The sequence below is a fragment of the Synechococcus sp. MIT S9503 genome (assembly GCF_047304175.1).
In the GTDB taxonomy this organism is placed as follows: domain Bacteria; phylum Cyanobacteriota; class Cyanobacteriia; order PCC-6307; family Cyanobiaceae; genus Synechococcus_C.
Window position 1 is genome coordinate 161697 of the sequence record NZ_CP138955.1, and the last position, 14122, is coordinate 175818.

18 protein-coding genes are annotated in these 14122 nt (G+C 60.9%); 11 read left to right on the forward strand and 7 right to left on the reverse strand.

Going from position 1 to position 14122, the window contains the following annotated elements; translation table 11 throughout:
* The first annotated feature begins 88 nt into the window (after positions 1-88).
* A complete protein-coding gene (locus SIB56_RS00840) occupies positions 89-1492 on the forward strand; it encodes a sugar porter family MFS transporter (RefSeq protein ID WP_413324676.1) in 1404 nt (467 codons plus the stop codon).
* Between the two features lie 233 nt (positions 1493-1725).
* Here SIB56_RS00840 and SIB56_RS00845 read toward each other — a convergent pair whose 3' ends face one another.
* On the reverse strand, positions 1726-2244 hold the full coding sequence (locus SIB56_RS00845) for a hypothetical protein (RefSeq protein WP_413324677.1): 519 nt from the start codon (positions 2242-2244) through the stop codon (positions 1726-1728).
* A gap of 65 nt (positions 2245-2309) precedes the next feature.
* Between SIB56_RS00845 and era the strand changes: the two genes are divergently transcribed.
* From era to larB, 6 genes are read left to right on the forward strand one after another with little or no spacing between them, the layout of a single operon-like run.
* Positions 2310-3254: a GTPase Era gene (gene era, locus SIB56_RS00850; RefSeq protein ID WP_413324678.1), complete on the forward strand. Its 945-nt coding sequence runs from the start codon at positions 2310-2312 to the stop codon at positions 3252-3254.
* A 49-nt stretch (positions 3255-3303) separates the two neighbouring features.
* Positions 3304-3771: a phycobiliprotein lyase gene (locus SIB56_RS00855; RefSeq protein WP_413324679.1), complete on the forward strand. Its 468-nt coding sequence runs from the start codon at positions 3304-3306 to the stop codon at positions 3769-3771.
* Positions 3772-3774: 3 nt separating this feature from the next.
* The gene (gene trmD, locus SIB56_RS00860) at positions 3775-4503 is read left to right on the forward strand and encodes a tRNA (guanosine(37)-N1)-methyltransferase TrmD (protein WP_413324680.1); all 729 of its coding nucleotides are present in this window, start codon (positions 3775-3777) and stop codon (positions 4501-4503) included.
* Positions 4504-4515: 12 nt separating this feature from the next.
* On the forward strand, positions 4516-5001 hold the full coding sequence (ispF, locus tag SIB56_RS00865) for a 2-C-methyl-D-erythritol 2,4-cyclodiphosphate synthase (protein ID WP_413324681.1): 486 nt from the start codon (positions 4516-4518) through the stop codon (positions 4999-5001).
* A complete protein-coding gene (locus SIB56_RS00870; protein ID WP_413324682.1) occupies positions 4998-5444 on the forward strand; it encodes a TIGR03792 family protein in 447 nt (148 codons plus the stop codon). The genes ispF and SIB56_RS00870 overlap by 4 nt, the downstream gene beginning before the upstream one ends.
* On the forward strand, positions 5441-6106 hold the full coding sequence (larB, locus tag SIB56_RS00875; RefSeq protein ID WP_413324683.1) for a nickel pincer cofactor biosynthesis protein LarB: 666 nt from the start codon (positions 5441-5443) through the stop codon (positions 6104-6106). Before SIB56_RS00870 ends, larB begins: the two co-directional genes overlap by 4 nt.
* Here the strand turns inward: larB and SIB56_RS00880 are convergent.
* From SIB56_RS00880 to SIB56_RS00895, 4 genes are all read right to left on the reverse strand, one after another.
* Positions 6097-6276, reverse strand: coding sequence for a hypothetical protein (locus SIB56_RS00880; protein WP_413324685.1), 180 nt, complete (start codon positions 6274-6276; stop codon positions 6097-6099). The genes larB and SIB56_RS00880 overlap by 10 nt on opposite strands.
* Before the next feature lie 119 nt (positions 6277-6395).
* On the reverse strand, positions 6396-7361 hold the full coding sequence (locus SIB56_RS00885; protein ID WP_413324686.1) for a DUF1517 domain-containing protein: 966 nt from the start codon (positions 7359-7361) through the stop codon (positions 6396-6398).
* Positions 7362-7386: 25 nt separating this feature from the next.
* Positions 7387-7593 carry a sulfur carrier protein ThiS gene (gene thiS / locus SIB56_RS00890; RefSeq protein WP_413324688.1) on the reverse strand — a complete coding sequence of 69 codons (207 nt, stop codon included), beginning with the start codon at positions 7591-7593 and terminating at the stop codon, positions 7387-7389.
* 67 nt (positions 7594-7660) lie between these two features.
* Entirely contained in the window at positions 7661-8722 is a 1062-nt protein-coding gene (locus tag SIB56_RS00895) for a thiamine phosphate synthase (RefSeq protein ID WP_413324689.1), read from the reverse strand.
* Here SIB56_RS00895 and SIB56_RS00900 point away from each other — a divergent pair.
* Complete coding sequence (locus SIB56_RS00900; RefSeq protein WP_413327462.1) at positions 8721-8876, forward strand: hypothetical protein; 156 nt, start codon at positions 8721-8723, stop codon at positions 8874-8876. The two genes, SIB56_RS00895 and SIB56_RS00900, sit on opposite strands and share 2 nt — an antisense overlap.
* On the opposite strand, the gene SIB56_RS00905 is transcribed toward SIB56_RS00900, so the two are convergent.
* Positions 8858-9784, reverse strand: a complete 927-nt coding sequence (locus tag SIB56_RS00905; RefSeq protein WP_413324690.1) for a bifunctional riboflavin kinase/FAD synthetase — start codon at positions 9782-9784, stop codon at positions 8858-8860. The genes SIB56_RS00900 and SIB56_RS00905 overlap by 19 nt on opposite strands.
* A 59-nt stretch (positions 9785-9843) precedes the next feature.
* Here SIB56_RS00905 and SIB56_RS00910 point away from each other — a divergent pair, with 59 nt between their 5' ends.
* Positions 9844-10404 carry a DUF3611 family protein gene (locus SIB56_RS00910; RefSeq protein WP_413324691.1) on the forward strand — a complete coding sequence of 187 codons (561 nt, stop codon included), beginning with the start codon at positions 9844-9846 and terminating at the stop codon, positions 10402-10404.
* Here SIB56_RS00910 and surE read toward each other — a convergent pair.
* The gene (surE, locus tag SIB56_RS00915) at positions 10389-11198 is read right to left on the reverse strand and encodes a 5'/3'-nucleotidase SurE (RefSeq protein WP_413324692.1); all 810 of its coding nucleotides are present in this window, start codon (positions 11196-11198) and stop codon (positions 10389-10391) included. The genes SIB56_RS00910 and surE overlap by 16 nt on opposite strands.
* A 71-nt stretch (positions 11199-11269) precedes the next feature.
* Between surE and pheS the strand changes: the two genes are divergently transcribed.
* Both pheS and SIB56_RS00925 read left to right on the forward strand, forming a co-directional pair.
* Entirely contained in the window at positions 11270-12277 is a 1008-nt protein-coding gene (gene pheS, locus SIB56_RS00920; protein ID WP_413324693.1) for a phenylalanine--tRNA ligase subunit alpha, read from the forward strand.
* Positions 12278-12429: 152 nt separating this feature from the next.
* Positions 12430-14073 (forward strand): ABC1 kinase family protein, encoded by a 1644-nt coding sequence (locus SIB56_RS00925; RefSeq protein ID WP_413324694.1) that lies wholly within the window; start codon positions 12430-12432, stop codon positions 14071-14073.
* The last annotated feature ends 49 nt before the right edge of the window (positions 14074-14122 follow it).

A 14122-nucleotide genomic window follows, 5' to 3' on the forward strand; every position in this document is an offset into this window, starting at 1 on the left:
TTCATGGCGGAGATCTCAGCGTGTGACATTGATCGGACAAGTTTCAGATCCCTGGCTGAATTGAGATCACGGTTGCTGTCATCTCGACATGCAGGCTCACGTTGCGGACGATCATCAAAGGGTTTTCACCATCCTGAGCATTGCGATCACAGCCGCACTTGGTGGTTTCCTGTTCGGCTATGACACCGCAGTGATCAATGGTGCGGTCTCCTCGATCGAAGCCACATTTCAGACCTCCGCGTCCATGCTGGGACTCACGGTGTCGTCAGCTTTGCTGGGATCCGCCGCCGGAGCTCTTGTGGCTGGATGGCTGGCTGATCGTTTCGGGCGACGGCCCAGCATGCTGCTCGCTGCAGTGATGTTCCTCCTCAGCGCTGTCGGATCCGCCCTGGCGCCAAGGCTTGTTGATCTGGTGATCTGGCGCGTGGTGGGCGGTGTGGCTGTGGGGTTCGCCAGCGTGCTCGCACCTGCCTACATCGCCGAGATCTCACCGGCGGCCATGCGCGGACGCACCGGGTCTCTTCAGCAACTGGCGATTGTGCTGGGGATTTTCATCTCACTGCTGTTCAACTACCTGATCGTGCTGGCCACATCGGATCAGGAGCCCACCTCCCTGGTGGGCCCGATGGCGGCCTGGCGGTGGATGTTGATGGCGGAAGTGGTTCCTGCCCTGCTCTATGGCCTGCTGGTGCTGCGCATCCCTGAAAGCCCCCGCTATCTGGTGCGCATCGGACATATGGAACAGGCCAGAGCGGTGATTCGACGCACGATCGGTGAACCCACTCAGGATGTGATCGGTCGTATTCAGGCCAGCCAGGGGAGCAGAGGAAGTGGATCCATCAAGGATCTCTTCAGTCGCAGATCCGGTCTGTTGCCGATCGTGTGGACCGGAGTCTTGCTGGCGACCTTCCAGCAACTGGTCGGTATCAACGTGATCTTCTACTACTCCAGCGAGCTGTGGCAGTCGGTTGGCTTCAGCACCACCGAGAGCCTCAGCGTCACGGTGATCACAGCAGTGACCAACGTTGTGACCACGTTTCTGGCCATCGCCACGATTGACCGACTCGGCCGTCGACCTCTGTTGTTGCTCGGTTCGGTCGTGATGACGGTCAGCCTGGGTCTGATGAGTTGGACGTTCGCGGGTGCCCCGCTCGAGGTTGGCATGCCCGTACTAAGTGGAGCCTCGTCGGTGCTGGCACTTGTTTCCGCCAATGTGTTCGTGTTCGCATTTGGGTTCTCCTGGGGCCCGGTGATGTGGGTACTGCTGGGCGAGATGTTCAATAACCGCATCCGAGCGATGGCACTGGGGTTGTCGGCAACGGTGAACTGGTTGGCGAACTTCCTGATTTCCACCACGTTTCCGATGCTGCTGAAGTCTTCAGGCCCCGCGCTCGCGTATGGGCTTTATGCCACGGCTGCGGCCATCTCCTTTTTCTTCGTGCTCTTCCTTGTAAGGGAGACGCGTGGCAAGGAACTGGAGGAAATGGCCTGAACTGCCGGCAAACCAATAAAAAAACCCCGGAGAAGCTCCGAGGTATCGACATCGGTTGATCCCCATCACCCGGCCGATGGGGTGACAGTAGTCATGGTGCGTCGAAAACTGTCTCAACTTCAGAATGCCCTAATAGTGTTGCAAGCAGTTCCTTCATGGTTCGTCACACCAGATCTGGTGCGAAGCTGTGCTGAGTGTTTCGGGCCTTGTTGCATCGGCTTTCCCGCCGGCAGTCACTCCGCGACCGCCTGCACCGCTTCGCCGATGGCCTGTTTCTGATGTTCGTCGTACCCCCAGCGTTCCAGAAAGGCCAGATCCTCTCCGCGACTGTGATTTGCCGCATCCAGGAGCATCTCCAGTCGGTCCTTGACCCGCTGGGAATCGAGCTGGCGCAGAAGTTCGGAACAACGTTGATTCACCCGTTCTGACCCTGAAGCCTGTTCGTCATCGCCGTTGTTGCGGTGATGAACGGCCATCGCCGCGCTCATGGCCAGATTGCGGGCTGTCAGATCCACAACACCGTCACCCGCTTCACGCAGCTTGATCACCAGAGCATCCGGAAGGCGATCCATCAGGGCGCTGTCTCCGGCAAGGCTCACCACAAAGAAGCCTCTGGCGCCTTCACGGCTGGCCACGAGTTCGCCAACCCGATCAGCCATCACCTCGTCGCTGATTTCCTCTTCGTCCCATTGCTTCAACCAGCCTGCTGCGATCTCCATCGCTTCCTGGAAGCTCGGTTCTCGCTGAGTCATGAACAGGAACAGGCTGACATTCCAAGCCTATGGGCAGGCTGGGGCCTTCAGGCGATGCTGAAGGAATGGATGCAGCCTCAACGTCGTTGCCCGACAGCTACCGCTCAGGCTTTGTCGCTCTGATCGGACGTCCCAATGTGGGTAAGTCGACCCTGGTGAATCAACTGGTTGGTGACAAGGTGGCGATCACGTCCCCGGTGGCGCAGACCACGCGCAACCGATTGCGGGCGATTCTCACCACGCCCGATGCCCAGCTGATTCTGGTGGACACCCCTGGCATTCACAAGCCGCATCACCTGCTGGGCGAACGCCTGGTTCAGAGCGCGCGAGCGGCCATCGGTGAAGTGGACCAGGTGTTGCTGTTGCTCGAGGGCTGCGAACCGCCCGGGCGCGGTGATGCTTTCATCGTCAACCTTCTGCGCCAGCAGCGCCTGCCGGTTCAGGTGGTGTTGAACAAATGGGACCGAGTTCCCGTGGATCGCAAGCCCGAGGCGGATGCCTCCTATCGCGAGCTGCTGGAGGAGACCGACTGGCCTGTGCATCACTGCTCAGCCCTGAACGGTGCCGGTTGCCAAGAGCTGGTGAGTGCCGTGAGTGCCCTGATGCCGGCAGGCCCGCAGCTCTATCCGCCTGAGATGGTGAGTGATCAGCCCGAGAAGCTGCTCATGGCTGAGTTGATTCGTGAGCAGGTGTTGATGCACACCCGTGAAGAAGTTCCCCACAGCGTGGCGGTGAGCATTGACCGGATGGAGGACATGCCCGCAAGGGGAAAAAGCAAGGCACGCACAGCCGTTCTCGCCACTGTGCTGGTGGAGCGCAAGAGCCAGAAAGGCATCCTCATCGGCAAGGGCGGCGCCATGCTCAAAACCATTGGTCAGGGGGCTCGCCTCCAGATGCAGACCTTGATCGAGGGGCCGGTGTATCTCGAGCTGTTTGTGAAGGTGGTTCCGGACTGGCGCAGCAAGCCCCAGCGACTGGCTGAACTCGGCTACGCCGAGGAACGCATCTGATTCAACTGCGCTTCTTCGATTGCGAGTGTTGCCCTGCGAAGATGGTCAGATGGATGAAACCGCCTTCCCGCCAGCTGATCTGGAGGCTTTTCTCACACTGTGTGTGGGGCGTTGGATGAGCCTGCGCAGCCGCTTTGATCTCAAAGGCCCAGAAGATGACTGGCACACCAGCGACCGCGGTGAGGTGACCGTGAGCCTGAAGGATCAGGGACCTGAACGCATTCTGACCGTGCAGCCCGCTGAATCAGCTGCCAGTCAGCTCTGTTTTGCCGGCGATGGGAACCTTGTGGTGGCTGCTGATGGCGTTGAGCGCACCGGTCATTGGCAGCTGCGTGAGGATGCAAGCCTTGAGCTGCTACTGAGTGATGCTGCATCGGCTGCCACGGTGCTGGAGCGCATCTGGTTCATCAAGCCCAACCTGCGTCTGCGCAGCACCACGGCGATCGCGATCGATGGCACCCCTCTTCAGGCGCGCTTCTGCTCCGAGATCCGGCGCGTGTCATCTCCTCAGGTCTGAGCCGTGGCTGCCTATCGCCTGGATGTGATCAGCCTTGCTCCCCAGGCGTTTGCTGCGCTGGGAGAACTGGGGGTGATCGGCCGAGCCTTTGCGGCGGGCAGTGCTGAGCTGTATCTGCACAATCCTCGTGATCATGCCACTGATCGCTACCGCAAGGTTGACGATGAGCCCTATGGCGGTGGGGCGGGCATGGTGCTCAAACCTGAACCGCTGTTTGCTGCCTTCGAGTCGATTCCCGTCAGCTCCAGGCGCAGGGTTCTTCTGATGACACCGCAGGGGCGGCCTCTGGCTCAGGCTGACCTGCAGCGCTGGGCTGATGACCATGACCAGTTGGTACTGCTCTGCGGTCACTACGAGGGGTTTGATGAACGCATTCGCTCACTGGCTGATGAGGAGGTGTCGTTGGGAGATTTTGTGCTCACCGGCGGAGAGTTGCCGGCCATGACGATCATCAACGGTGTGGTTCGCCTGCTGCCGGGCACCGTCGGAACGGCGGCATCGCTGGTGGAGGAAAGCCATAGTGATCTGCTCCTGGAGCATCCGCATTACACACGTCCTGCCGAGTTCCGGGGGATGTCGGTTCCTGATGTTCTGCGCAGCGGCGATCATGGTGCGATCGCCCGATGGCGCCAGCAGCAACGTGAACAGCGCACCGCTGATCGACGCCCCGATCTGCTGGATCGCTGGAACCGGCGCTCCAACGCCGAGAATGAAAGTGATGGCACATACTGACCGCCCGCTCGCATGAATCTCCGCATCGGCAATGGCTACGACACGCACCGGCTGGTGGAGGGCCGTCCACTAATCCTGGGTGGTCAGCTTCTCGAGCACCCGCAGGGCCTGGGTCTTGATGGTCACAGCGATGCTGATGTGCTTGTCCACGCGGTGATGGATGCCTTGCTCGGAGCGTTGTCCCTTGGAGATATCGGCAAGTATTTTCCGCCCACGGACCCTCGCTGGAAGGGTGCCGACAGCATGATGCTGCTCGAGCAGGTCGTGTCGCTGGTGAAGGAGCGCGGTTGGCAGATTGTGAATGTGGATTCCGTGGTGATCGCTGAACGTCCCAAGCTGAAACCGCATATCGAGGCCATGCGCGGGGCTCTCGCCACGCGTATGGGTCTGGACCCTGACCAGGTCGGTGTGAAGGCGACCACCAATGAGCGGCTGGGTCCGGAGGGTCGGGAAGAGGGCATGTCATGCCATGCCGTTGCGTTGCTGACCAGACCATGACCCTGCAGCACCTGCGCAGAGAACTCCTTACCGTTATCAGCCTGTGTCTGGCGGTGCTGATCCTGTTCTCCGCTCATTCCGAAGCAAGCCTGGCTGCCATTTCAGATCCGGATGCTGGCCAGAACGTTGCCGTTGTTGAACAACTGCGGATTCAGGTGCCCAGCAAGGATCGACAGGCCTGGCTGAAGGCGGAACGCAGCAGCTGGGAGCCCTGGCTGAACAAACAGAAAGGCTTCATTGGTCGCGAACTGTTCTGGGATCCTCAGTCGGAAGAGGCCACTGTGCTGATCCGCTGGAGCAGTCGAGAAGCCTGGAAAGCCATTCCCCAGCAGGAGGTGGCGTCAGTTCAGGAGCGTTTCGAGCAACTGGCCCGTGAATCCACCGGTCAGAGGAACGGCAATCCCTTCCCTCTGGTGTTTGAGGGTGAGCTTTTGCCGCTGTGACGCTCCAGGAGTCACGCCTTGATCTGGAGCGCCGCCGCAGGCTTGGCATGGTGGAAGCCGTGTGGGGGCAACACAAGAGTGTTGATCAGATTGTGGCGATTCTGCGCAGCATGCAGTCAGCCGGAGAGTTTGCCCTGGTGACCAGGGTTGATGAGACCAAGGCGTCGGCCGTTCTGGCTCGCTGTCCCGCTGTTCAGCTGCATGAGCAGGCGGGCTGTCTCACCCTGGGCGAGATGCCAGCCATCGCGCAGGCCGCGACGGTTGCGGTGCTGAGCGGAGGCACCAGTGATCGGCGCGTGGCTGAGGAAGCGTCTCTGGCTCTGAGGGTCCACGGGGTCGCCACCGACTGCTTTCTTGATGTGGGCGTTGCCGGTCTGCATCGCCTGTTGGATGTTCTCCCAGAGCTCCGAACGATGTCGGTTCTGATCGCCTGTGCAGGAATGGAGGGAGCTCTGCCCACGGTGCTCGCAGGCATGGTCCCTCAGCCGGTGATCGCTGTGCCGGTGTCAGTGGGCTATGGGGTCAGTGCCGGCGGCCGTGCAGCTCTCGACGGCATGCTGGCCAGCTGTGCACCGGGCCTGAGTGTCGTCAACATCGACAACGGTTACGGCGCAGCCATGGCGGCTCTGCGCATCCTCAAGGCAGCGACCCCTCAGGACTGAGAGGAGTGGGGCTGGCCAGGCAGCAGCGGTTGCACTGGGTCATCAGGATCGATGTCCAGCATCGCTTCCACCCATAAACGCATCGATCGCGGCAGCAGATTCTGTTCGTAGCGCTGCAGTGCCTCTACCAACACGGTGGAATTGACCCAGTGAGGAGATCGAGCGCGCATCGTTTCTGAGCGACTCGTGCACCATGCGTGGGAGTTGCCCACGAAGCAAGAGGGGACGATTCAGGTTCCGGATTGTTATCGGATGCGTGCTCGAAACAGCTGTTGGAAGCCGGTTTCAATCAGAGATGTTGAAGGTTCGGGTAGGCAGTGACCAGCTCATCGGCGCTGAGGACATCGCCGACACCATCCGGTTGCCAGATCACCTCAAGAGCCATCAGATCGCTCGACGCAGTTGAACCCAGAATGCGCAGTGACTCACGCAGCTGTTCTCCATTGTCGGCCTGCTTGAGTTTGACCACCCTGCGACTGGCCACCAGCACTGTGACAACGATGAATTCACTGGTGGCATCAGCATCACCTCGTGAGGTGAGTTCCCCGCCGCCGGATCGCACGCCCCCCACATTCGTGGTCAGTTCCTCACGCAGCTTGCTGCGCTCAGTCATTGAAAGCCTGTTGAACGTGGATTCCGCCGCATTGAACGGCACACTCCCTGATTCCACATTGGCGTAAACCCACAGATCAGGCTGACGCAGCAAAGCAAGGGTGGTGTCCTGCAGCACGCGCTGTAGCCCAGAGGAGCTGTTGGTATCGGCGCTGCCGGCAAGCTTGCGCAGGTCACTCTGCAGATCCTTGGCGCTGGCAAGCAAGCCGATCTGCAGCTGCAGCAGAGACACAGGACCCATGGGAATTTCCCGGGGGCTCTCGTAGCCACCCATCGCCGGACGACCTGCTCCGGTTCCAGCCCCTCTGAAGGCGTTGACGATTACACCGACAAAAGCCATCAGCACCATGAAGCCCAGCAGGCCGCCGCCGCCGAAGCCGAAGAACGGAAGGATGAAGGGGAAGCCGATGCCACCGCCGTAGCCGCGGCTGTAGCCACCACCCATGCCACCACCGCCGCGATAACCACCGGTGCGAGGCATGGTGGGCGCACGGAAACTGCCGCCACCAATGCGTCCACCTCTGGCAGCATCACTGGGAAGAGGGTGGAAAACCAGCAGCCCGATCATGACAACCGGGACCATCAGGCCCGAGAGCCAGCGACGCAGCTGAATCAGTGCGGAACGATTCGGCAGTTGGGCCAAAACGGTTCTAAAAACTGGATTGATCCTAGGAACCCCCGCCAACGATGGTGACGATCTCGAGGCTGTCACCGTCTCTGACCTGCTGCTCAGCCCAGAGGTCGGGGGTAAGAATCAAACCGTTGAATTCCACCACCACCAACCTGGGGTGATGGCCGAGTGCTTCAACCACCTGATCCAGTTGGGTGAGATCTTCTTTCAGGTTGCGCTGTTCGCCGTTCACCGTGAGCTGCATGGCCTGAACCGAATGGATGAATGAAACCAGATCGCGACAACAGCGGAATCACCCCAGTTGATGATGCTCAGCCGAGTTGTGTGAGCAGCTGACGGGCAGCTGCAGCCGGATCGCTAGCTCCCATGATCGCGCTCACCACCGCCACTCGGGATGCCCCTGCTTTTTGAACCTCGGCAATGTTGTTGCCGTTGATGCCGCCGATCGCAAACCAGGGAAGTTTTGCTGAACCGCTGGCTTCCCTTACCCAATCAAGGCCTGCCGCTGTGCGATCAGCCTTTGTGGCGGTGGCATAGACCGCTCCAACACCCAGGTAATCGGCACCGTCTTGCTGAGCCTTGTCGAGTTGGACGAGTTGGTGAGTGCTGCGACCGATCAGTTTTTCGGGTCCTATCAGCTGACGCGCCGCCGCCTGCGGCAGGTCGTCCTGGCCGAGATGCACTCCATCAGCATCCACAAGCAAGGCCAGATCAATCCGGTCGTTGATGATCAGCAGTGCCTGGTGTGCCTGGCACAGTTCGGCCAGTTGTCGTGCTTCCTGCAGTCTCAGTGCATCGGTTCCCAGCTTGCGTCGGTACTGCACCAGTGAGACCCCTGCCTTCAGCGCGAGTTCGACACGGTTCAGCATCTCAGCGCTGCCGTCGCTGCCACAGGGATCCGTGATCAGACACAGCTTTGAACGCTCAAGTTGCTGACGCCTGCTGTTCTGCCCGCAGGCCTCCAGGATGCGCACCTCATGGTCGTAGAGCCCGTAGCGAACGCTGGCAGCCGTCCTTGCTAGGTCGGCATCAACGGTGCGTGCAAACTCCTCGACCACTCTCAAGGCTTCCTGCACTCGGCTGGCATTGGCCTTCAGAACCTGAGTGCTGTCGGTCCTCGTCTGCTGAGAGGGATGGCTGAGTCCGGCAGCGGGATCGGTTGCGGTGGAACGGGCCTGCCGGTAACAGTCGGCATGCAGCTGTCCCAGCTGCTGTCGCCAGTCCTTGAGTGGAATCACCAGATCCTGTCGGTCCAGCCCGAAACGACACCAGTCCTCGATCACCCTCAACCCTTCACGGGCCCTGTCGAGGTTGGCATCGATCAGTCTTGCAACGCGCTTGTCAGTGCAAGGGGCGTCGGGCATCCATTCCATGGCACTGTGGGCAGGATCTCATGTTGGTGCGGCGATGGAGAACGGTGGATCAGAGAGCACGATGCACGTTCTGGTGTGGGGCGTCGTTCTTCTGGGTGGCATCGGCTTCTTCATCGTCTGGGGCCTGACCAATGCCTATCCGGCCATCTCCTGAAGTCGTTCCCTCGCCAGCTTGGCATCACAACTGATCTGGGCACTGAGTTCCTCCAAGCCTGAAAAGCGTTGCTGCCCGCGCAGACGCTGCACAGGTTCGACCCGCAGGATCCTGCCCACCAGTTCACGGCGCGTGTCGAGCAGATGCACCTCCACGGCTGAGGGTGATCCTGGATCCACGGTCGGTTGCGGTCCGAGATTCATCACCGCTGGAAGTGCCTGCGTCTCGTTGTCAACCCAGGCCCGGGCTGCGTAAACCCCCAGCCCAGGCAGGAATTTTCTGCCATCCACCTGCAGATTGGCGGTCGGCCACCCCAGCTGCCGTCCCAGGCCGCGGCCCTGCACCACCTGGCCCTGGAAGCGATAAGGCCGTTGCAGGAGCTCGCTGGCTGTTGCCAGATCACCCTCTGTGAGGGCGTCACGAATGCGGCTGCTGCTCATGCGGCCACCAGGGTCTTCCAGAATCGGCAAAACGCTGACCTCAGCACCTGCAGCTTCAGCAAGGCTGCGCAGCGTGTCGGGGCCACCTTCGCGGCCACGCCCGAAGCGAAAGTTGGCACCGATGGCGATGTGACGGGCCTGCAAGGTGCCGAGCAGAATCTCATTGACGAATTCCGCCGCACTGAGCTGCGCCAGCTGGCGGTCGAAAGGCACCAGCACCAGTTGTCTGATGCCGAGCGGTTCGAGCAGATGCAGTTTTTCGTCGGGCAGATCGAGGCGCAGCCGTGGCTCGCCATGCAGAACTTCGCGCGGGTGCGGCCAGAAGCTCACCACTGTTGGAACTCCGCCTGACGGATTGCGGCAGACGGCCTCGATCACCCGCCGGTGCCCGGCATGCAGCCCATCGAAGCTGCCCAGCGCCAGAGCGGTGGGCATGCGGGCCTCCTCAGGGGAGCAGAGAGGGATCAACGGGCCGTGCACAGTGCAGTGGTTGATGGCAAGTTTGGACGACAGACCTCCACGCCCGCATGGCCGACCGGCTCGATTTCCAGCTGCTGTCCCTCGGCTTGCGGCGTATGGCCTGGATTCGCTTCTGGATTCAGACAGCTCTCGGCGTCGTGGTGGTGGGGGTGCTGATGTTCAACAACATCGGCGGCAGCCTCTCGCGCAATGCCGACAGGGCCGTTGGTCTGAGCCCGGGGCTTTCGCTCACAACGCTCTCTTTCTTCGTGCTGTTGTTCAGCCTGTGGCAGGGATGGCTGATCGTGCGACTCGGCCGTGCGCTCGACAGCGGTGTTCGTCCCAGTCGTGGTGAGGCCAGCCGTCTGATCAAGCGCGGAGTTCTCGCTGATCTGCTGGGACTGGTTTTCGCATCAATCGGCTATCAGTCACTTGCCGGTGCTCTGTTCGTGCAGGCGTCGTCTCAGACACCTGGTATTGCCATCGGCGGCCAGGGAGCAGCCGAAAATCTGGCGATCACCTCACTGGAGATGCTCTCGGTGCTGAGCAACACCCAGGTCCTCTTTGCCCATCTGATCGGATTGCTGTTCTCGCTCTGGCTGCTGCAGCGGATCTACCGCACACGCTGACCGTCAAGTTCAACCCGTGGCAGGCCTCCCAGCGATCCGCGCCAGAACAGTTCTGGTTCGATCGGTGTGAGCGAGGGTGAGTTGGTTCCGATCTGAGCCACATCCGTGGGCCAGTCTCGCGGGCCATCCCCACCGGACTCCAAGTCCTCCAGCACCTTTCCGGCAAGCCAGTAGTAAGAGCGACCCTGGGGATCTGTGCGCGGGCTGAACTGCTCTCTGTAGCGACGCACCGACAGCCGGGTCCAGCGCATCGGACCCATGGTCTCCGGTTTGCAGGGAGGCAGGTTGAGGTTGAGCAGGAGATTCTCCGGCCATCCTTCTCTCAGGGCGGATTCGGCCGTGTCGAGGGCGATCACGGCGGCGCCCTCGAACTCACGCCACTTGAAGCAGGCGCTGCTCACCGCCATCGCTGGGCGGCATTCAAGGGTGCCTTCCATCGCTGCTGCAACGGTGCCGGAGCAGAAGATGTCGGTGCCGAGATTCGGTCCGTGATTGATGCCTGCCAGCACAAGGTCCGGCGGCGACTCCAGCAGTTCACAGATTGCCAGCTTGACGCAGTCCGCCGGGGTACCACTGCAGGCCCAGGCTGTGATGCCCTGGCCGAACAGCTGGTCAGCCCGCTCCGCTCGGATCGGCTGCTGGAGGGTGAGGCCATGGCCGGTTGCTGAGCGTTCCTTGTCAGGGCAGACCACAGCAACCTGATGGCCTCTTGCGGCCGCTGCAAGGGCAAGGGCCTTGATTCCATCGGCAAAAATGCCGTCGTCGTTGCTGATCAGAATCCGCAGCGGGGCCATTGGGTTGCGTACCGGTGGGGCGAACCTAGTCGTGATCACTGCTTACAGTCAGCTGCTCTGATGTCAAAGCCGTGAGCGCCACCGTGTCTCTGCAGCAGCTCACCGACCAGCTGGATGCGCTGGAAGCTGAGGCTGCTGAAGCGATTTCCTCCGCTGCCGATGCCGAAGCGCTGGAGCAGCTGAGGGTTGGATTGCTCGGCAAGAAAGGCCGATTGTCCGGCGTGCTTGGAGCGATGGGCAAGCTGCCTGGTGATGAAAGGCCGCTGGTCGGCCAGCGCGCGAACGTGCTCAAATCTCAGGTGCAGAACCTTCTGAGCGAGCGCCTGCAGGCCGTGAAGCAGGCGGCGATGGAAGCCAGGATCGCGGCTGAAATCCTCGATGTGACCGCACCTGCTGAGGGGGTCCCAATGGGGCATCGCCACCCTCTGATCACAACAACGGAAGAGATCGTGGATCTGTTCTGTGGTCTCGGATATCAGGTGGTCGAAGGACCTGAAGTGGAAACGGACCACCACAACTTCACCGCCCTGAACATCCCACCGGATCATCCCGCCCGGGACATGCAGGACACTTTTTATCTCAAAGACAATCTGCTGCTGCGCACCCACACGTCACCGGTGCAGATCCGCCATCTCGAGACCCACACACCGCCGGTGAGAATCGTTGCTCCAGGTCGCGTCTATCGGCGTGACGCGGTGGATGCAACTCACTCACCGGTATTTCATCAGGTGGAGGTGCTGGCCATCGATGAAAGTCTCGACTTCAGCCATCTGCGCGGCACGGTCATGGCATTCCTGAAAGCGTTTTTCGGAGATCTGCCCGTGCGGTTCCGGGCCAGTTACTTCCCATTCACGGAGCCTTCTGCCGAGGTGGATGTGCAATGGCGTGGCCGCTGGCTCGAGGTGATGGGCTGTGGCATGGTCGATCCGGCAGTTCTGGAAGGGCTTGGTCTGGATCCCGAGCGCTACAGCGGTTTCGCTGCAGGTCTGGGTGTGGAGCGGTTCTGCATGGTGCGCCACGGCATTGACGACATCCGCCGCCTCTACACCAGCGATCTGCGCTTCCTTGAGCAGTTCTGAAACGGTCGCAGCGATTTCGCAGACCATCGATCCCTGTCTTGAATCGTCGATCTGCTGGCCTTGGTCCCATTTATGCCTGATTGACGGCTGAGCGCTGACGCTCCTTCGCACAGTGCTCAACATGCGAGAACTGTTCTCGCTCGGCGCTAGGCATGTCCGTGCTTTCTGTTTTCGACGGTTCCACACGGGCGGTGGAAATCGTGCGGATCGTCAGCCGCCATGAGTGGTCGTTTCTGTCTCAGCTGCTGCGCCGGGGTCACGCTGCTGAGACGCGTCTGCCGTTGCCCTCGGTGCTGTGCAATCTGCTCACCGAGCTCGGGCCGGTTTACGTGAAGCTGGGTCAGCTGCTGAGCACTCGGCCCGACCTGCTGTCGGATGACTACATCGAGGCGCTCAGCCAGTTGCAGGCCAATGTTCCTCCGGCGGGCTGGCAGGAAGTGAGTCAACAGATGGCTCAGGAACTTGGCTGTGATGTGGCCACGGCCTTCCGCAGCTTCAAGGAAGCACCCATTGCGGCTGGCAGCGTCGGGCAGGTGTATCGCGCCAATCTCAGCAACGGCCAGAAGGTGGCGGTGAAAGTGCTGCGGCCCGGCATCGAATCACAGGTGCAGGAAGATGGCCGCCTGCTGCGCAAAATCGCCGCAATGGCGTCGGCGACCGCGCTCGGCAGCCGGTACGACTTCGTCGGGCTAGCCGATCAAGTGCTGGAAGCTCTCGGCCGCGAGCTTGATTTCCGCATCGAAGCCGAGAACACACTGCGACTGCAGCGTTGTCTGGCAGCGTCCAGCTTTGTGCCGAACGGCAAGCTGAGGCTTCCACAGGTGGAGCAAAATCTCTCAGGTCAGCGGGTGCTTGTGCTCGAGTGGATCGATGGCGATCCGATTCTGACCTCAGCGGCCCGGCAGTACCTGGAGGCTGGCCCCGGTATTGCCTCAACAACCAGCGCCATGTTGGGGGCCTTTGTCGAGCAGTATTTCGTTGAGGGTTTCTTTCACGCCGACCCGCACCCCGGCAATCTCAAGGTTCAGGCCGATGGCACGGTGATCCTGCTGGATGCCGGCATGGTCGGTCAGTTTGATCCACGCACCCGCAGCAACATGCTGGATCTCGTGCTGGCGCTGATCAATCAGGATGCTGCGCGTGCCACCGATCTTCTTGAGCAGATCGCACCACCGGCGCGAGGCGTACGTGTGGATCGCCAGCAGCTGCAGCGACAGCTGGATCAACTGATTTCCCGCAGTTTCTCCAAGCCGCTGCAGGAGCTCAATTTCGCGCTTTTCCTGGCGGAGTTGCTGCAGCTAGCCAACCGCACTGGTCTCTGTGTGCCGGGCACGCTCGGATTGTTCGTGAAGTCGGTCACGAATCTGGAAGGTGTGGGCTGTTCGATCAATCCCGCCTTCAGTTTCACGGGTGAGATGCAGCCTCTGGTGGCCAAGTTGCTGGCGCGATCGGTGATGTTGCCGCAGCAGCGTTTGATGCAGTTCGGCCTCGACCTGCGCAATCTTTCGATTGATTCACCCCGACAGCTGAGCCAGTTGCTGCGTCGTTTCAGCAGCGATGAACTGTCATTCGCTCTGCAGATCGAGGGTCTCGAATCCCTGCGCCGGACCCTGGATCGTCTGTCGCGACGCGTGTCGCTGGCCATCCTTGTGGCGGCCCTGCTGCTCAGCGCGACACTGATGGCCACACTCGCCCAGCAACAATTGCTGCGCAATGTGAGCGAGGCGCTCTTCATCGTTGCGACCGTGTTCGGCATCTGGTTGATCGTCTCGCTGCTGCGATCCAGCAGACGCTGATCAGACGTCGCCAATCAAAAAAATCTCCGCCTGGGTGTCAGGGCGGGAT